General features: G+C 65.1%; 17 protein-coding genes. 6 read left to right on the forward strand and 11 right to left on the reverse strand.

The window, feature by feature from the left end:
- Both IVB47_RS33210 and IVB47_RS33215 read left to right on the forward strand, forming a co-directional pair.
- The coding region (locus IVB47_RS33210) for an oligopeptide/dipeptide ABC transporter ATP-binding protein (protein ID WP_346730826.1) at positions 1-433 on the forward strand (433 nt) is incomplete at its 5' end.
- Entirely contained in the window at positions 430-1,422 is a 993-nt protein-coding gene (locus IVB47_RS33215) for an oligopeptide/dipeptide ABC transporter ATP-binding protein (protein WP_247467830.1), read from the forward strand. The genes IVB47_RS33210 and IVB47_RS33215, both read left to right, overlap by 4 nt.
- A 178-nt stretch (positions 1,423-1,600) precedes the next feature.
- Here the strand turns inward: IVB47_RS33215 and IVB47_RS33220 are convergent, their stop codons facing one another.
- The 11 genes from IVB47_RS33220 to IVB47_RS33270 form a co-directional block, all read right to left on the reverse strand.
- Positions 1,601-1,888 (reverse strand): YciI family protein, encoded by a 288-nt coding sequence (locus tag IVB47_RS33220; protein ID WP_247359720.1) that lies wholly within the window; start codon positions 1,886-1,888, stop codon positions 1,601-1,603.
- 79 nt (positions 1,889-1,967) lie between these two features.
- Entirely contained in the window at positions 1,968-2,942 is a 975-nt protein-coding gene (locus IVB47_RS33225) for a sugar ABC transporter substrate-binding protein (RefSeq protein ID WP_247359719.1), read from the reverse strand.
- Positions 2,943-2,984: 42 nt separating this feature from the next.
- On the reverse strand, positions 2,985-3,962 hold the full coding sequence (locus tag IVB47_RS33230; protein WP_027569272.1) for an ABC transporter permease: 978 nt from the start codon (positions 3,960-3,962) through the stop codon (positions 2,985-2,987).
- Positions 3,959-4,909 carry an ABC transporter permease gene (locus tag IVB47_RS33235; protein WP_027569273.1) on the reverse strand — a complete coding sequence of 317 codons (951 nt, stop codon included), beginning with the start codon at positions 4,907-4,909 and terminating at the stop codon, positions 3,959-3,961. The genes IVB47_RS33230 and IVB47_RS33235 overlap by 4 nt, the downstream gene beginning before the upstream one ends.
- The gene (locus IVB47_RS33240; RefSeq protein ID WP_247467833.1) at positions 4,902-6,428 is read right to left on the reverse strand and encodes a sugar ABC transporter ATP-binding protein; all 1,527 of its coding nucleotides are present in this window, start codon (positions 6,426-6,428) and stop codon (positions 4,902-4,904) included. Before IVB47_RS33240 ends, IVB47_RS33235 begins: the two co-directional genes overlap by 8 nt.
- Complete coding sequence (locus tag IVB47_RS33245; RefSeq protein ID WP_247467836.1) at positions 6,425-7,819, reverse strand: FAD-linked oxidase C-terminal domain-containing protein; 1,395 nt, start codon at positions 7,817-7,819, stop codon at positions 6,425-6,427. Before IVB47_RS33245 ends, IVB47_RS33240 begins: the two co-directional genes overlap by 4 nt.
- A gap of 55 nt (positions 7,820-7,874) precedes the next feature.
- Positions 7,875-8,759, reverse strand: coding sequence for an intradiol ring-cleavage dioxygenase (locus tag IVB47_RS33250; RefSeq protein ID WP_247467839.1), 885 nt, complete (start codon positions 8,757-8,759; stop codon positions 7,875-7,877).
- A gap of 14 nt (positions 8,760-8,773) precedes the next feature.
- Positions 8,774-9,676, reverse strand: coding sequence for an NAD(P)-dependent oxidoreductase (locus IVB47_RS33255; RefSeq protein ID WP_247467842.1), 903 nt, complete (start codon positions 9,674-9,676; stop codon positions 8,774-8,776).
- Positions 9,677-9,696: 20 nt separating this feature from the next.
- The gene (locus IVB47_RS33260; protein WP_247467845.1) at positions 9,697-11,070 is read right to left on the reverse strand and encodes an amidohydrolase family protein; all 1,374 of its coding nucleotides are present in this window, start codon (positions 11,068-11,070) and stop codon (positions 9,697-9,699) included.
- A 2-nt stretch (positions 11,071-11,072) separates the two neighbouring features.
- Positions 11,073-12,152 (reverse strand): maleylacetate reductase, encoded by a 1,080-nt coding sequence (locus IVB47_RS33265; RefSeq protein ID WP_247467849.1) that lies wholly within the window; start codon positions 12,150-12,152, stop codon positions 11,073-11,075.
- Positions 12,149-12,472, reverse strand: coding sequence for a Dabb family protein (locus IVB47_RS33270; RefSeq protein WP_027569280.1), 324 nt, complete (start codon positions 12,470-12,472; stop codon positions 12,149-12,151). Before IVB47_RS33270 ends, IVB47_RS33265 begins: the two co-directional genes overlap by 4 nt.
- A 108-nt stretch (positions 12,473-12,580) precedes the next feature.
- On the opposite strand from IVB47_RS33270, the gene IVB47_RS33275 reads away from it, so the two are divergent.
- The 4 genes from IVB47_RS33275 to IVB47_RS33290 all read left to right on the forward strand — a co-directional run bounded on the left by IVB47_RS33275 (position 12,581) and on the right by IVB47_RS33290 (position 17,184).
- On the forward strand, positions 12,581-13,504 hold the full coding sequence (locus IVB47_RS33275) for a LysR family transcriptional regulator (RefSeq protein ID WP_247467851.1): 924 nt from the start codon (positions 12,581-12,583) through the stop codon (positions 13,502-13,504).
- 43 nt (positions 13,505-13,547) lie between these two features.
- Positions 13,548-14,015, forward strand: coding sequence for a MarR family transcriptional regulator (locus IVB47_RS33280; RefSeq protein ID WP_247289064.1), 468 nt, complete (start codon positions 13,548-13,550; stop codon positions 14,013-14,015).
- Positions 14,016-14,061: 46 nt separating this feature from the next.
- Positions 14,062-15,771 (forward strand): FAD-dependent oxidoreductase, encoded by a 1,710-nt coding sequence (locus IVB47_RS33285; RefSeq protein WP_247467856.1) that lies wholly within the window; start codon positions 14,062-14,064, stop codon positions 15,769-15,771.
- Positions 15,772-15,858: 87 nt separating this feature from the next.
- Positions 15,859-17,184: an MFS transporter gene (locus tag IVB47_RS33290; protein WP_247467859.1), complete on the forward strand. Its 1,326-nt coding sequence runs from the start codon at positions 15,859-15,861 to the stop codon at positions 17,182-17,184.
- Positions 17,185-17,191 lie beyond the last annotated feature (7 nt).

Genomic DNA, 17,191 nt, shown 5'->3' on the forward strand with positions numbered 1-17,191 from the left:
GACGATCCAGGCGCAGATCCTGAAGCTGATGCTGGATCTCAAGCACCGGGTTGGCGCGGCGATCATCCTGATCACCCACGATCTCGGCGTGGTCGCCGAGATCGCCGAGCGCGTCATGGTCATGTATGCCGGCCGTAAGGTCGAGGAGGCGCCGGTGGCGGACCTGTTCCGTTCGCCGCGTCATCCGTACACGCAGGGCCTGCTCGGTGCAGTGCCGCGGCTCGGCTCGTCGCTGACCGGCACCGCGAGGCGGCTGGCAGAGATCCCGGGGCAGGTGCCTGACCTGCGCAAGCCCATCGTCGGCTGCGTCTTCGCCGGACGTTGCGCGCTCGCGACCGATCTGTGCCGGCAGTACGCGCCGGGGCTCGAAGAGAAGGGGCCACGTCACGTCGTGGCCTGCCACTATGCGGCCAAGGGAGCGGTCGCGGCATGAGTCCCCCGCTGCTCCAGGTCAACGACCTCAAGAAGCACTTCCCGGTCAAAAAGGGCCTGTTCAGCCGCAAGTCCGAATGGGTCTATGCGGTGGACGGCGTGTCGTTCGAGATCGCGCGCGGCGAGACGCTCTCGCTGGTCGGCGAGTCCGGCTGCGGCAAATCGACGGTCGGCCGTGCGATCCTGCGTCTGTTCGACATCACGGCGGGGCAGGTCATCCTCGACGGTCAGCGTATCGACGACGCCCATCCGAGCACGATGCGCCAGATGCGCCGCCGCGTGCAGGTGGTGTTCCAGGACCCGTTCTCGAGCCTCAATCCGCGCATGCGCGTGCGCGATATCCTGGCCGAGCCGATCCGCAATTTCGGCCTCGCCAAATCCGCGATCGATCTCGAGACCCGCGTGACGGCGCTGATGGATACCGTGCGCCTGCCGCGCGAGGCGCTGAACCGCAGGCCGCACGAATTCTCCGGCGGCCAGCGCCAGCGCATCGGCATCGCGCGGGCGCTCGCCGCCGAGCCCGACCTGATCGTCTGCGACGAGGCCGGCTCGGCGCTCGACGTCTCGGTCAAGGCCCAGATCGTCAATCTGCTGCAGGATCTCCAGCGCGAGTTCGGCCTGGCGCTGCTGTTCATCAGCCATGACCTCGCGATCGTCGAGCACATGACCCATCGCGTCGCGGTGATGTATCTCGGCAAGATCGTCGAGGTGGCGCCGCGCTACGAGATCTTCGCCGCGCCAAAGCATCCTTACACCAAGGCGCTGCTCTCGGCCGTGCCGCTGCCCGAGCCGGGGGCCCAGCGCAATCCGATCATCCTCAAGGGAGACGTGCCGAGCCCGATCAATCCACCGAGCGGGTGCCGCTTCCACACCCGTTGCCCATACGTGTTCGACCGCTGCCGGAGCGAAGAGCCGACATTGCGCGCGGCTGGACCCGAGCAGTGGGTGGCCTGTCATCTCGAAGATGGTGCAGCGGTGGCGAGCAGCTAGCCGTTAGGCCGGCGGCAAACCTTTCGATCGAGGCTTGGGGGCGACAATCGGGTGAGGATGGCACTCTGCTCCTGTTTTGCCCGACGAGTCAAAAACGTTTGCGACGAAAATTCATGTGTAAAAACAACCTCATTCTACTGTGCATGGGGTTGTTTTCGCGTTTTTTGATTAGCCGCCTTCAACCCTGGCGGCGCAGGAAGCCCGTGATCGTGACCTTTTCCCAGATATCGGCCGCTGCAAACGGATCGGCGCGATTGAAAGCCTCGACGTCGCCACGGCCCGCTGCCTCGATCAGGAACAGGCTGCCGATCATGGTCGCGCCGTCGTCGGAGACGAGCGGCCCCGACATCACGATCTTGACGCCGAAGCGCGAGGTGTCGCTCAGGAAAGCCTTGTGGGCGTCGTAATTGGCGAGCCGGGTCGGTAGCGCGCCGGCGCGGTCGAGGGCGTGAATGGCGAACAGCATGATGGTCTCCGTTTATGTCTCGTGTTCTTGGGACGGCCGCGGCTGCGGCCGTCCGAGCTTGTCGTGAAGGTGTGCTGACTTACTTGCCGCCGAGCTTGCTGGCTTCCTCGAAAGTCGGGCAGCTGCGCTGCTCCAGCGGCACGTCGAACGGCTGGTAATTGTCCTTGGTGATGACGGTTGGCTTCAGCACGATCTCGGCGATGACAGGCTGGTTGCGCAAGGAGCGGATCGCCATCATGGTGCCGAGGCAGCCTTGAAAAAATCCGTTGTAGTCGCCGCTCGCGAGCAGCTTGCCGGACTTGATCGCGTCGATCGCTTCCTTGGTGCCGTTGATGCCGATCACCTGCGCCTTGCGGTTGGCGCCGTCGAGCGCCTCGATGGCGCCAACCGCCATGGCGTCGTTTGCGGCGAGCACGCCGTCGATCTGCGCGTTCGACTGCATCAGATTCTCCATCACCTGCAGCGCCTGGAGCCGCTGGTAGTTGCCGGGCTGCGAGGCCAGCAGTTTCGCACCGGCATTTTCCTTCAGCGCGTCGTTGAAGCCGCGGACGCGGTCGACATTGGTCAGCGAGCCCTTGACGCCCTCGATGATGACGATGTTGCCCTTGCCGCCCAGCGTCTTCAGCAGGAAGCGCGCGGTCTCGAGCCCGAGGCTGTAATCGTCGGCGCCGACGAAGGACAGGAACTTGCCACCGGCCGAGCGGTCGGTGATGTTGACGACGGGAATTTTGGCGTCGTTGATCTTCTCGACACCCGGCACCATCGCCTTGTAGTCGACCGGCGTGAAGACGATGGCGCTCGGCTTCTTCACCACGACGTCCTCGATCTGGCTGAGCTGCTCGGGAATGCTGTCGGGCTTGGTCGGAATGTACTGCAGCGTCTTCGCGTTTAGCGTCTTGGCCATGTTGTCGGCGCCGACCCGCACCGTCTGGAAGAACGGGTTGGTCTGGTTCTTGGTGAAGACGGCGATGGTCTCGCCGTCCGCGCGCGCTGGCGTGGTGAGCGCGGCCGCCATCAGCAGCGGCAGCGCCAAATAACCCAGTGTCTGTTTCATGTTGCCTCCATCCCTCGTTTTGCTTGTTGGTCGTTCAAGAACTCATTGCGCGCGGCGGCGGGTCTTCATGTCGAGCCAGACCGCGAGAATGACGATGATGCCGGTGACCAGCGGCTGCCAGTTGGCGCTGACCGACAAGAGGTTCATGCCGTTCAGCACCAGCGTCAGGATCAATGCGCCGATGAAAGTGCCGAACACGGTGCCGACGCCGCCGAACAGCGAGGTGCCGCCGATCAGCACGGCGGCGATCGCAGGCAGCGTCAGGCTTTCGCCGATGTCGGCCTCGGCCGAATTGAGCCGCGACAGGAAGATGATCGAGGCGAGCCCGGCCATGGTGCCCGAGACGGCGTAGACCAGCAGCAGGCGGCGCGCGACCGGAATGCCGGAGAGCCGTGCCGCGACCGGATTGGCACCGATCGCATAGATCTCCTGGCCCCAGATCGTGCGCTGCGCAAACAGCGTTCCGATCCCCAGGAACACCAGCAGCAGGTAGACCGGGATCGGCAAGCCGAAGAGATAGCCGCTGCCGATCTGGCGAAAGCCGGCCGGGAAGCCGTGAAGGGTTTCGCCCGCCATGTACCAATAGGTGAGGCCGTTCAGCACCCAGAGCATGCCGTAGGTGGCGATGAAGGAGGGGATGCGCAGCGCGGTGACCATGACGCCGTTGAGGAGCCCAACGATGCCGCCGCAGGCAAGCCCGGTGAGGATGCCGAGCGCCGGCGAGCCGGTCTTGTGGATCACGGTCCCGGCGATGCAGGCGGACAGCGCGACATTGGCGCCGACGGAGAGATCGAGGCCCGCGGTCAGCACCACCAGGGTCAGGCCGGAGGCGATGAAGAAGGTCAGGCTCGCCTGCCTGAGCACATTGAGGATGTTGCCGAGGCTCAGGAAGGAATCGCTGAGCACGGCGAGCACCGCACAGATCAGCAGCGCCGCGAGCAGGCGATAGAATACCTGGATCGCGTCCTGTGACAGGAACGAGCGGGGCGGCGCAATGGCGTCTTTGCTGATGTCGGTCATGCGCGGCTCCGCAGGCCGTCAAGGAAGAGGGCAACGATGACGAGGACGCCGACGCTCGCGACCTGCACCGAGGAGGGCAGCGAGATCAGGTTCAGCCCGTTGCGCAGCACGCCGACCGAGAGCACGCCGAGCAGCGTGCCGAGCAGCCAGCCATTGCCGCGCTCGAACGACGTGCCGCCAACGGCGACGGCCGCGATCGCATCGAATTCGAGACCGAGGCCCGCGGTTGGATGCCCGGAATTCATGCGCGCTGTCATCAGCAGGCCGGCGATGCCGGCCATGGCGCCGCCAATTGCATAGACCGCGATCAGCAGCTTGTTCGGTGAGAGGCCGGCGTAGCGCAGCGCCTCCCGGTTGCCGCCGAGCGCAAAGATATAGGTGCCGAAGCGGGTGTGATAGAGCAGGCCGTGAAAGGCGGCATAGGTCACCAGCGCCATCACGATCGGCACGGGCACGCCGAGAAGCGTCGCCGAATAGATGTCGCGCACACTGTGGGGGATGCCGACCACGCTCTGGCCGTCGCTGACGATCAGCGACAGGCCTTGCGCCATGCCGAGCGTACCGAGCGTCGCCACGAAGGGCGGGATGCCCACGATGGCGACCAGCCAGCCATTGGCGAAGCCGAAGGCTGTGCCGACGAGGAGTCCGGCACCTAAGCCCAGCAACATCGAGTGGGTTGCGAGCGAGACGATTGCGACGCAGAGCGAGGTCAGCGTCAGCACCGCGCCCATCGACAGGTCCAGCCCCTCGGTCATGATGATCAAGGTCATCGGCAGCGCGAGCATGGTCAGGATCGTAGACTGCACCAGCACATTGGAGAGGTTGGCGACCGACAGGAAGCCGGGCGCGATCGCGCTGAACAGCGCGATCAGCAGCACCAGCACGATGGCAACGCCGGGAATCCGTTGCAGCGGATTGGGTTGAGAGACGACCGCGGCCTCACGCATGATGCATCCCCAGTCGCACGATGTTCTCCTCTGTCAGCTCATTGCGCGCGAGGTGCCCGGCGATGCGCCCCTCGCGCATCACATAGGCGCGGTCGCAGACGTGGCAGATCTCGACCTGTTCGGACGAGATCATCAGCGCCGCCGCGCCTTCCGCGACTAGGCGGTCGATCAGGGCGAAGATTTCGGCCTTGGCACCGATGTCGATGCCCCGGGTCGGCTCGTCGAAGATGAAAAGTTTCGAGCCGGCGGCGAGCCACTTGCCGATCACGATCTTCTGCTGATTGCCGCCCGAGAGCAGACCGACGATCTGGCGCGCGCTGGGCGTCGCAATACGTAGCTGACGGATCAGGCCGTCGGACGTGCTCTGTGCCCGGCGCTGATCGAACAGACCGCTAGGGAACAGTTTTCGCAGCGCCGACACCACCAGATTGTCGCTCACTGATCGCAGCAGCGCGAGGCCTTCGCTCTTGCGGCTCTCCGGGATCAGCGCAATGCCGCGGCGGGCGGCAAGATCAGGCTCGCCGGAGATAGTCTTGCCGTCGAAAACAATCTCGCCTGATGTCACGGGATCGGCACCGAAGATCGCGCGCGCGACCTCGCTGCGGCCCGAGCCGACCAGGCCACACAGGCCGACGATCTCGCCGCGGCGCACCTCGATGTTGATGTCCGAGATGCCGGTGGAGGCGCTCAGGCCCTTGACCTCGAGCAGAACGTCGCCGGGTTTGTCGGCAAAATTGCGCGGATAGGTCATATCGACGTTGCGACCGACCATCATGCGGACGAGCTGGTCCGGCGTGACGTCGGCCGGGCGAACACCATCGATGCGACGACCGTCGCGCAGCACGGTGATGCGGTCGCCGAGCGCGAATACCTCGGCCATGCGGTGCGAGATATAGACGATGGAGACGCCGTCGGCCTTCAGCCGCGCGATCAGCGCGAACAGCAGCTCGGTCTCGCGATCGGACAGCGCCGCGGTCGGCTCGTCCATCACCAAGATGCGCGCGTTCTGGCTGATCGCCTTGGCGATCTCGACCATCTGCTGCTGCGCCACCCCCAACTTGTCGACGATGGTGGAGGGATCGATCTCGAAGCCGATCGTGCCGAGCACGCGCGCGGCGTCGGCCAGAATCCTGCGCCGGTCGATGGTGCCGGGGATACGGCCCTTCGGCTCGCGGCCGAGGAAGATGTTCTGGGCGATATCGAGATGGGGGACGAGGGAGAATTCCTGGAAGATCACGGCGATGCCGACCTTCTGCGCGTCCGCGGCCGAGTTGATCGCGACCTGCTCGCCCTTGTAGTAGAACTCGCCGGCATCGGCGCGGTAGGCCCCGCACAGCACCTTCATCAGGCTCGACTTGCCGGCGCCGTTCTCGCCCAGCAGCATGTGGACTTCGCCGGGGAAGACGACAAAGGACACGTCATCCAGCGCCTTGACGCCGGGAAACTCCTTGCTGATACCGCGCAGCTCCAGCAGCGGCGTGGGGGCGGCGGGCTCGACGGCCAATGCGGCGGTGCTCATGCGCGCGCTCCGCCTGCAAAGATCTTTCCGGGGTTCATCAGTCCATCAGGGTCGAGCGCGGTTTTGATTGACCGCATCACATCGACGGCCTCGCCGAGTTCGTCGGTGAGATAGTCGATCTTGCCGAGCCCGATGCCGTGCTCGCCGGTGCAGGTGCCGTCCATGGCAATGGCGCGGGCGACCATGCGGGCCTGGAGCGCCTTGGCGCCCTCGACTTCTTCCGGCCTTGCCGGGTCGATCAGGATCAGCATGTGGAAATTGCCGTCGCCGACATGGCCGACGATAGGCGCCGTGAAACCGTGCTCGTCCGCATCGCGCCGGGTATCCGTGAGGCATTCCGCCAATCGCGAGATCGGCACACAGACGTCGGTGATCACGGCACGCGCGCCGGGGCGCAGGCCCAGGCCGGCATAGAGCGTGTTGTCGCGGGCGTGCCAGAGCCGGCTGCGGTCTTCCTGCGCCTTGGCCCAGGCAAAGCCATGGCCGCCATGGTCGGCGGCAATTGCCTGTGCGGCCTCAGCCTGCTCGGCAACCGAAGTCTCGGAACCATGGAATTCGAAGAACAGGGTCGGGGCTTCGCGATAGCCGAGCTTTGCATAGGCGTTGATGCCGCGCATCATGACGTCGTCGAGCAACTCGATGCGCGCGACGGGGATCGCGGACTGGATAACTGAGATCGCGGTGTCGACGGCGTCGTGCAGAGTGTCGAAGCTGCAAACCGCGGCCGAGATCGCCTGCGGCACGGGATGGACCTTCAGCGTGATCTCGGTGAGGAGTCCGAGGGTGCCCTCGGCGCCGACGAACATGCGGGTCAGGTCGTAACCGGCGGCGGACTTGCGCGCGCGCCTGGCGGTCCGGATCACGCGGCCGTCGGCCAGCACCACCTCCAGCGCCAAGACATTGTCCTTCATGGTGCCGTAGCGCACCGCCATGGTGCCGGAGGCACGCGTGGACGTCATGCCGCCGATCGAGGCGTCGGCGCCGGGATCGATCGGAAAGAAAAGTCCAGTGCCGCGCAGCTCCGCATTGAGCTGCTTTCGGGTGATGCCCGGCTGCACGACGACGTCCATGTCGCTGTCGTGCACCGCCAGCACCTTGTTCATGCGTGCGAAGTCGAAGCAGACGCCGCCCGCGACCGCAGCCGCATTGCCTTCGAGCGAGGTCCCAGCGCCGAAGGGCACGATGGGCATATTCGCGCCAGCGCACAGCTTGACGATCTCCGCGACCTCCTGCGTGGTTTCGGGAAAGACGACGATGTCGGGCGGCAGGTTGCGATAATGCGACTCGCTCTGCCCATGCTGATCGAGCACGCCACGCGCGACGCTCGCGCGCGGGCCGATCATGCCCATGAGGCGATCGGCCAATATGCTCGTGCTGACCCGCGGTCCCATCCTTGCTCCCTGTCTGCCTTGTTATCGGACTCTTGTCTGGTCCGCGATGTTCAGCTTAAGCGGCTCTTGCGCTGCTAGCGACCTGCTTCAGGCCGAAATCATAGTTGAGGTGAAAATACTCGCTGTCCACCATGCGACCATCGGGCGCACGGCCGGGCGGGCACCGCACAAATTCGCGGATCAGGCTGTCCTTGACGCCGAACACCACGTCGGAGTCGAGATACTGGTCGCCGGCGACGAACACGTGGGTCACGAGTTGCTCGAAGCCGGGCGCCGAGATCATGAAATGCACGTGTGCCGGGCGCCAGGGATGGCGGCCCTGGACCTCCAGCATGTCGCCGACGGTACCGTCATGCGGAATCGGATAGGCGGCCGGCTTGATCGACCAGAAATTGAAGCGGCCGTTGGCATCCGTGTGGAAGCGCGCCCGCATCGCGAGGTCGCCGATCTTGTCGAGCTGCTGCACGTCGTAATAGCCATCATCGTCGGAATGCCAGACATCCACGACGGCGCCGGCAAGCGGCCGTCCGTCGACGGTCGACACCGAGCCGGTGACGAGCATCGGATCGCCTTCCATCGGGCCGGAGATGTCAGCGCCGTTGTCTTTCTCGGGCGACGCCTGCACGAAGAACGGACCGAGTACCGTGGTCTCGGTCGCGCCTTCCGGCACCGGATGGTTGATGGCGTCGACCAGCATGGAGACGCCAAGCGCGTCCGACAGCAGGATGAATTCCTGGCGCTTGTCGTCGCACATGTGGCCGGTGCGGGTCAGGAAGTCGATGCCGTATTCCCATTCCTTCTGGGTCGGTCGCACCTCGCGGACGAAGGCATGGAGGTGGCGCACCAGCGCTTCGCTGACCTGCTTGATCCGCGGGTCGGTCGCGCCCGCGACCCGTTCCAGCACCGCGTCCGTGATGGTGTTCTCGTTAAAATTGCGCATGGGTGTCTCCGCGATCAGAGTTTGGGCTCGCCAAGCCCGGACAGACGTTCCAGATGCTTGACGGTCGCGATGAAGTCGGCCTCGCCGTCGCCCTGTGCGACCAGTGAGCCATAGGTTTCGCGCACTTGCGCCGCGAGCTGCAGAGGCACGCCGACGGCGTGGCCGGCGCCGAGAATCAAGTCGAGATCCTTGGCCATCTGCTTGCAGGAGAAGGTCGAGTCGAAATCGCGGTTACGCAGCGGCGCGGTCTTGTACTTCACCATCGGTGAGGCCACTGCGCTGTCGTCGAGAACTTTCAGAATGTCCTGCCAGCCGATGCCGCCCTTGCGCGCGAGCGCGAGGCTCTCCGCCATCATGGCGGCCGACACAGCGATCATTAGATTGACCGCAAGCTTGGCATATCGCGCTTCCTCGCCGGGCCCGAGATAGGTCTGGGCGCGGGTGAAGGCGGCGAGCAGCGGCTTTGCCTTTTCGTAGGCGTCCTTGGGGCCCGAGACGAAGCAGCTCAGCGCGCCGGTGTGGACGATGCTGGCGTTGCCGGAGACCGGCGCCCGCAGGTAGAGGACACCGCGCGCCTGGGCGGCGGCGTCGACCTCTGCGGAAGCCTCGACGCTCACGGTGCTGGTCTCGATCACAACAGATCCAGCAGCCATCGCGGCGATGAGGCCGGTGGAGCCGAGCAATGCGCCGCTCAAGGCCACGTCATCGGGCAGGGACGTGACGATCGCGGCCTTGCCGTCCACGGCTTCGGCCGGCGAAGCGGCAGTCGAAATGCCTTGCGCGCGCGCCTCGTCGAGCCGTTCGGCACTCCGGTCGAACGCGGTCACGGCGTAACCAGCCTTGGCGACGAGCACCGACATCGGCAGGCCCATCTTGCCGATCCCGATGAAAGCGATGTTCTTTGGCGTATCAGTCATTGTTGTTGTCCTTGACGCCATCAGGCGGAATGTCCCTGTCGTTCGATGTCGTGCACCAGCCGCCGGCCTGATTGCACGAGCAGTTCCTTCTTCGCCTCCAGGCCGTCGGCCAGCAGCCGTCCATTCCGCTTCTTCCACACGCCGCCGATCATCACGGCCTCAATATTCGCAAGGCTGGTCTGCATCACCACGGTGGAGACGGGATCGTGCACAGGTACGAGGTTGAGATCGCTGGCATCAATGACGACGAGGTCGGCGAGCTTGCCCGGCGTCAGCGAGCCGATCTGGTCTTCGCGACCGAGCATGCGGGCGCCTTCCGTCGTGATCCAGCGCAGCGCCTCGCGGACTGGGATCGTGGTCGTCGCCGGAATGGTGCCGCTGGCCTTGCGCGACTCCGCGTTGTCGCGTGCCCGCTGCATCGAGAGTGCAACGCGCGCGGCGGAGAGGAGGTCGCCGGCCAGCACGGATTCCAGATCGATGCCGATGGTCGGCCGCACGCCGCGCTTGAGCAGCCGTCCGGTGATGGGGAAGCCGTGGCCCTGGATCATCTCGTTCTCCGGCGTCACCGAGAAGGAGACGCCGAGATCGACCATCCGATCCAGCAGTGCGTCAGGCAGGTCGTTGCCATGGACGATGTTGGTGCCGGCGCCGACGAGACCCGCCTCGATCAGCTTCTCCCAGCCACCGGGCGTCTTGGCGGGACCGCCGCCCTGATGCATGGATGCGATCAGCTTGAGCTCGCGTGCCATGCCGAAATCGTGCATGGCGACGTCCAGCGTCGAATAATGCGGGCCGAGGATCGCGAGCCCAAGCGTGACCAGGCCGTCGCGGTCGGCGAGGGGCCCCGCCAGCAGTCGCTCGACCTCACGGCGTGGATGCGGGATCTCCGAGAAATGCGGCTCGCCCGATTTGGGCTCGGGCTTTGGCGAGCCGTGGAAGAAGGCCGCGCGAATACCGCTCTCGATCAGGCCGCGCACGGCGGCGTTGGTATGATCGGGCGTCGGATTGTTGTGGCACCAGTCGACCAGCGTCGTGGTGCCTTGGTTGATCTGGTTCAGCGCACCCATCAAGGTCGCGATATAAATGTCCTCGGGCCTGAAGACCGTAGCGAGCCCGGCATGCATGCGGCGGAAATATTCCAGCAGCGTCCAGTTGGCGGCATAGCCGCGCAAGCCCGTCTGCCAGGTGTGCATATGGGCGTTGATCAGGCCGGGGATGACGATGCGGCCGGTACCGTCCACGATCTCGGTCTCGGCCGCACTGCCGCCGACGTCGATCGATGGACGCACGTCAACGATGCGGCTGCCCTCGATCAGCACGTCGCCGATGTCGAAGTCGCCGATCGTGTCATCCATGCTGATGATCGTGGCGGATTTGATCAGCGTGCGCCGCATTTTCAAGCCACCGCTTTGCCGGTGACAGGCGGCTCACCGGCCCAGGCGCGCGCGATCAGGTCGCGGATGGCGTCGCGTTCGAGCGGGCGCGGGTTCCAATAGGCGTTGGTGACCGCGAGATCCGCGGCCTTGTCGATGCCGCTTTCGGGCATGCCGATGTCGCGCAATGCGACCTTCGCACCCAGCCGCTTCGCCAGCTCGAAAAGCCCCTGCGATGCATCGGCGGCGCCGATGGCGCGGGAGATCCGCGCCATCGCGTCGGGCACGGCCGGCGCGTTGTAGGCCAGCGCGTGCGGCAGCACGATGGTGTGGGTCTCGGCATGCGGCAGGTCAAAGGTGCCGCCGAGCGTGTGGCAGAGCTTGTGATGCAGCGCCATGCCGACGGTGCCGAGGCAGACGCCGCACAGCCAGGCGCCATAGAGCGCTTCGGTGCGAGCCTCGCGATCATCGCTTTTCGTGGCGATGGCGGGCAGCGCACGTGCCAACGCGCGAATGCCTTCTTCCGCCATCAGCGACGTGACGGGATTGGTGTCGCGCGCGTAGAGCGCTTCGACCGCATGCGCGATCGCATTGATGCCTGATGTCGCGGCCAGGCTCGCCGGCAGCGTCAAAGTGAGGTCGACATCGTAGATCACGGTCTCGGGCAGGATGGCGGCGTCGCGTACCGTGGTCTTCAGCCCGTTCTCGGTCTGGCCGACGATCGGCGTCATCTCCGAGCCGGCATAGGTGGTGGGAATGCAGAGCTGGTTGATTCCTGTGCGCAGGGCGAGCGCCTTGCCGAGGCCGGTCGTGGATCCGCCACCGAGGGAAATGACGCAGTCGGCCTCGCAAGCCTTCATCGCCGCGAGCGCCCGCTCCGTGACCTCGACCGGCGTGTGCATGGTCGCGCCCGGAAAAATGCCGGTGTAGAGCGAACCGAGCGCCGCGCCCAAGCTCTTGCCTTGCGCCTCCTGTTGCGGCGTTGTCAGCACCAGCGCGCGCTTGCCGCCGAGCCGCTCGACCTCGGCCTTGGCGCCAGCCAACGTTCCGCTGCCGAACACGACGCGGCAGGGCAGGTTTTCAAAGGTGAACGTACCGATCATGTGCCGGTCTCTTTGATGGGATAATCGACCTGGAAGCGTCCGATCCGCAAGTCGCCCAGCGCCTCGCGCACCCGCAAATGTTCCGGGTGGGTGGCATAGGCCGCGAGCGCAGCGTGGTCGGTGAATTCGGAGAACAGAACGACGTCGCAGGCGTAGTCGACATCGCTGACGTCGAGGCCGACTTCGATATGGGTGAGGCCGTCGATCCGGCCGCGCAAGCCCTCGAACAGGGTCTTGACCTTGACCCGGGCGGCGGCCCGCTCCGCGGGCGTCTCCCCGCGCAGCCGCCACATCACGATGTGCCTGATCCGGCCCGACATTTCCCTGTTTCCTCGCCTGTTATCCTGCTTGTGTTTTGTCCATTTTGACTTGCGGGATGTGGAAATAAAGCTCAATAATCGCAAGTCTCTTTTCCTGTTTGCGAAAGAATGGACCGCCTGCTCCAATTGGAAGTGTTCGCCAAGACGGCCGAGCTCGGCAGCATGTCCAAAGCTGCCGAAGCCCTGCGCATGTCGAATGCTGCCGCGAGCCGCCATCTCAGCGCGCTCGAGGAGCGCCTTGCGGTCCGGCTGATCGAGCGCAACACCCGTCGGCTGTGGTTGACGGAGGCGGGGCAGGTACTGCTGGAGCGCTCGAGCCGGGTTTTGAGCGAACTGGCGGAAGCCGAGGACATCGTCAGCGATCGCGCGCTGTCGCCGCAAGGCACGCTGCGGGTCACGAGCTCGCTGTCCTTTGCGGTGATCTATCTGGCGCCGATGCTGCCGGCCTTCCGCGCGCGCTATCCGAAGCTCAACATGCAGATCACCACCGCCAACCGCTACTCCGATTTCATCGAGGCCGGCATCGACGTGGCGATCAGGACGCGCGAGCAGGAGCCGGATTCGAACATTATCGTCCGCCGCATCGGCCAGATGCGGCGGGTGCTCGCTGCTGCGCCGTCCTATCTCGCAAGCTGCGGCGAGCCGGAGCAGCCGGTCGATCTCGCGCGCCATAACATGCTGGTCTATAATCTCGCCAACGATCCCTATTCGCTGCGCCTGCGCAAAGGCAACGGCGCGCAGACTGCCCGCATCACGCCGACGCTCGACAGCAATGACGGCCAGGTCATCCGCGGCGCAGCACTGGCGGGGCTCGGCATCCTCATCCAGCCGCTCTATATCGTGCAAAGCGACATCGCGGCGGGCCGTCTCGTCCCGGTTTTGATGGACTGGGAGCTGCCGCTGCTGACGATGAACATCGCCTACCAGAACCGTGCCGGATTGCCCGCCAAGATCAGGGTCTTTTCCGACTTCCTGGTCACCCACATCCGCGAGCATTCGCAGCCGGGGATCTGGATCGACGCGGCGAAGTGAGCGACATTTTCGAATTCAGGCGGCTTTGCAGAAGGCACATCCATTGAAAGCCAGGACATCCGGCACCGCATGGCGGCATGCCAACATCGGTCGGCTGCTCAACAACGCGGTGCGGCGCTTCGAAGGTCGTGTGCTCGAGCTGATGAGCGAGAAGGGGCATGACGAAACCCGGATCGCGCATGTCGGCCTCACACGCAATCTCGACGTCGAGGGGACCAGACTGACGGAACTCGCCCGCCGCGCCTCCATGAGCAAGCAAGCGATGGGCGAGCTGGTCGATCAATGCGCCGAGCTCGGCCTGGTCGATCGCATCGCCGATCCGACCGATCGGCGCGCGCGCATCGTCATGTTCACGCCGGCGGGACGCAAATGGCTCGATGCGTTCCGCGACGCCGTCGACGTTGCCGAGCAGGAGATGCGCGCCGAACTCGGCAAGGCCACGATGGACACGATCCTGAAGGGATTGGCAGTCTACGGCGCGCAATTCGACACGCTCCACGAGCCCGATTAGTCAGGCTACTTGACGATATCGTCAGGCAACCTTACCATGCAGGATAATGCTGGTAGGGAGAAGCGTCTTGGAAACATGTCTGACGGCCTCGGTGCTCATCGTGGGTGGGGGGCCCTGCGGCCTGATGCTCGCCAACGAGCTCGGCCGGCGCGGCGTGTCCGCGGTCCTGGTCGATGAAAAGCCGGGCACGGCATTCAATCCGCAAGCCAATGCGACGCAGGCGCGCTCGATGGAGCACTATCGGCGGCTGGGTTTTGCCGACGAGATCCGACGCGAAGGTCTGCCAGCGGATTATCCGACTGACGTTGCGTATTTCACGCGCTACACCGGCTACGAGCTGGCCCGATTTCAGTTGCCGTCGTCGTCACGCGCGGGCGAACTCGTCAAGGGCATGTCGGGCTCCTGGAGCGCGGCCGAGCTGCCGCATCGGGTCTCGCAAAAATATGTCGAGGCGGTGCTGCGCCGCCATGCCGAACGGCCTCCCGGAATACGGCTCAGCTACGGTCATCGTCTGATCAGCTACGTCGAGAGCGATGACGGCGTCGTCGCCGAGATCGAATGTCTCGATGACAACAGCCGCTTTCAGGTCCGGGCCGACTTCCTGGTCGGGGCCGACGGGCCGCGCTCGATGGTCCGGCAATCGCTGGGGATCGTCTACGGTGGCGAAACCGGAGCGCAGCGCGACTTCATGGGCGGCCGCATGCTGGCGGTCTATCTCCGTTCGCCCGGATTCTACGCGAGCATCCCGCACGCCAAGGCGTGGATGTACAATTGCTTCAACGGCGACCGCCGCGCCTTCATGGCATCGGTGAATGGGCGCGACGAGTTTGCGTTTCACACGCAGCTTCGGCCCGATGAGGACGAAAGTGCGATTACGATCGACGAAGCCAAAGCAGCGTTCCAGCGCGCCTGCGGCGCGCCGATCGACTGCGAAGTGCTGTCGTTCCTGACCTGGACCGCCGGGCACGCGCTGGTCGCGAATGGAATGCAGCGGGGCAGGGTGTTCCTCGGCGGCGACGCGGCGCATCTGTTCACGCCGACCGGCGGGCTTGGCTACAACACCGCGATCGAGGATGCGGTCAATCTCGGCTGGAAGCTCGCAAGCGTCGTCAAGGGTGTGAGCCCGGCGGGGCTGCTCGACAGCTATGAGGTCGAGCGGCGTCCGGTGGCGCTGCGCAACACCGATTACGCGCGCCGCTTTGCCGACTCGCTCGGTCTGTTCGCTCCCGCGCCTGACATCGAGGACGCAACGAAAGCGGGAGGCGAGGCGCGGCGGATCGCGGGCGTCTATCTCGAACAGCACGCCCGCGCCGAATTCAACATCCCCGGCGTCACCTTCGGCGGGCGCTACGACGGCTCGCCTATCATCGTCCCTGATGGCAGCCAGCCGCCGCCCGACGCCGCGAACGTCTACGTTCCGAGCGCCTGTCCCGGCGGCCGCGCCCCGCATGCGTGGCTGGAAGACGGCGTCTCCCTGTACGACCTGTTCGGGTTCGAGTGGACGCTGCTCCAGTTTGGCGAGGTCATGTCCGCGCATGCGTCATTCGCCGAGACCATCCGGGCGATCGGGGTCGATGTGAAACTCGTCACGCTGCCGAAATCGCTGCGCGATCTCTACCAGGCGGATCTGGCTTTGATACGCCCCGACCAGATCGTGGCCTGGCGTGGCAGCGCATCACAGGCTGGCATGATCGAGCGCGTGCTCGCCCGAGCACTCGGACACAATGCGAGCGACAGCGCACGGCTGGCCAGCTGATCGACTCTTGCCGTCGCATCCGACCAGCGGCTGCGCGGCCAATAACAACAAACGACAAAACGGCAAATGACGCCGGAGGAGGAAACCGTGACGACAAGAGCATTGGAGCACTACGACGATCATGTTGCAACCGCCGCCACTGCCGGGCAGACGGCGAGCAGCCGCCGGCGTATCCTGATTGCCGGCACCATCGGCACCGCGATCGAATGGTACGACTTTTTCATCTACGGCCTGATCGCGCCGCTGGTGTTCGATCAGCTGTTCTTTCCGAAATTCGACCAGCTCACGGCGACCATTGCGGTGTTCGCGACGTTTGCCGTCGGATTTTTGGCGCGTCCGCTCGGCGGGCTTGTGTTCGGCCATTTCGGTGACCGCCTCGGCCGAAAGTCGGTCTTGCTGTGTACGCTGCTCATGATGGGACTTGCGACCATGTCGATCGGATTGTTGCCGACCTACGCCAGTGCTGGCGTGGCCGCGACCGTCGCGCTCGTGGCGTTGCGCTTCGTCCAGGGGTTTGCGCTCGGCGGCGAGTCGACCGCGGCGATCCTTATGGCGATCGAGTCGGCGCCCGGGCACCGGCGCGGCTTCTCGGCCGCGGTGATCCAGGCCGCAGGACCCGTCGGTGTCGTGCTCGCCTCGTTCGCGGCGCTCACGATTTCAAGGCTGCCGGAGGCGGACCTGCTGTCATGGGGCTGGCGCGTGCCGTTCCTGATCAGTGCGGTGCTGGTCGCGCTCGGCGTCTACATGCGCCTGCGCATCGAGGAGAGCGCGACGTTCCGCGAAGCGAAGGTGACTGAAGTGGCGCCTGTGGTCGAAGCCCTGAGGGAGCACTGGCGGCCGATCCTCATCGTGTTCTTCGCCGAGATGGCGCAGACTTCCTATTTCTATCTGACCGCCATCTTCACCATCTCCTTCGCGACCCGTCAGCTCGGCGTCCAGAAGGACGTCATCACGCAGGCCGTGCTGTTTGCCAATCTCGTCGGGCTCGTTGCGATGCCCCTCATCGGCGCCTGGTCCGACCGCATCGGACGAAAGCGTCTGTTCCTGGCCGGCGTCGTGCTTGCAGCCATCTCGATGTTTGCATTCTACGGTGTGGTCGCGAGCCGTGACACGATGCTGGTGACGTGCGCGGTGATCCTCGCCGCGGGGATAATCCATCCGCTGATGTTCGGCAGCGAAGGGAGCTATTTCCCGGAGCTGTTTCCGACCCGCATTCGCTTCACCGGCGTGTCGATCGGAAAGCAACTCGGGACGGTGCTCGGCGGCGGCATTGCGCCGCTGGTCGCCACCAGCCTGTTTGCGCAGACGGGCTCCACCTACGCAATCACAGGATACTACGTTGCGCTCGCGCTCGCGGCGATGATCGCGCTCGGCTTCGCGCGCGAAACCGGAAAATCGCGCCTGCTCGGCTAGGCCGAGC

It is taken from the genome of Bradyrhizobium sp. 62, assembly GCF_023073035.1.
In the GTDB taxonomy this organism is placed as follows: domain Bacteria; phylum Pseudomonadota; class Alphaproteobacteria; order Rhizobiales; family Xanthobacteraceae; genus Bradyrhizobium.

What these genes read in the sequence shown, in the direction of transcription:
- IVB47_RS33235 (WP_027569273.1), bottom strand. Translation starts at nt 4,909, where the DNA reads ATGCGTGAGGCCGCGGTCGTCTCTCAACCCAATCCGCTGCAACGGATT.
- IVB47_RS33240 (WP_247467833.1), bottom strand. Translation starts at nt 6,428, where the DNA reads ATGAGCACCGCCGCATTGGCCGTCGAGCCCGCCGCCCCCACGCCGCTG.
- IVB47_RS33220 (WP_247359720.1), bottom strand. Translation starts at nt 1,888, where the DNA reads ATGCTGTTCGCCATTCACGCCCTCGACCGCGCCGGCGCGCTACCGACC.
- IVB47_RS33225 (WP_247359719.1), bottom strand. Translation starts at nt 2,942, where the DNA reads ATGAAACAGACACTGGGTTATTTGGCGCTGCCGCTGCTGATGGCGGCC.
- IVB47_RS33230 (WP_027569272.1), bottom strand. Translation starts at nt 3,962, where the DNA reads ATGACCGACATCAGCAAAGACGCCATTGCGCCGCCCCGCTCGTTCCTG.
- IVB47_RS33245 (WP_247467836.1), bottom strand. Translation starts at nt 7,819, where the DNA reads ATGGGACCGCGGGTCAGCACGAGCATATTGGCCGATCGCCTCATGGGC.
- IVB47_RS33215 (WP_247467830.1), top strand. Translation starts at nt 430, where the DNA reads ATGAGTCCCCCGCTGCTCCAGGTCAACGACCTCAAGAAGCACTTCCCG.
- IVB47_RS33265 (WP_247467849.1), bottom strand. Translation starts at nt 12,152, where the DNA reads ATGATCGGTACGTTCACCTTTGAAAACCTGCCCTGCCGCGTCGTGTTC.
- IVB47_RS33255 (WP_247467842.1), bottom strand. Translation starts at nt 9,676, where the DNA reads ATGACTGATACGCCAAAGAACATCGCTTTCATCGGGATCGGCAAGATG.
- IVB47_RS33260 (WP_247467845.1), bottom strand. Translation starts at nt 11,070, where the DNA reads ATGCGGCGCACGCTGATCAAATCCGCCACGATCATCAGCATGGATGAC.
- IVB47_RS33275 (WP_247467851.1), top strand. Translation starts at nt 12,581, where the DNA reads ATGGACCGCCTGCTCCAATTGGAAGTGTTCGCCAAGACGGCCGAGCTC.
- IVB47_RS33250 (WP_247467839.1), bottom strand. Translation starts at nt 8,759, where the DNA reads ATGCGCAATTTTAACGAGAACACCATCACGGACGCGGTGCTGGAACGG.
- IVB47_RS33285 (WP_247467856.1), top strand. Translation starts at nt 14,062, where the DNA reads ATGCTGGTAGGGAGAAGCGTCTTGGAAACATGTCTGACGGCCTCGGTG.
- IVB47_RS33270 (WP_027569280.1), bottom strand. Translation starts at nt 12,472, where the DNA reads ATGTCGGGCCGGATCAGGCACATCGTGATGTGGCGGCTGCGCGGGGAG.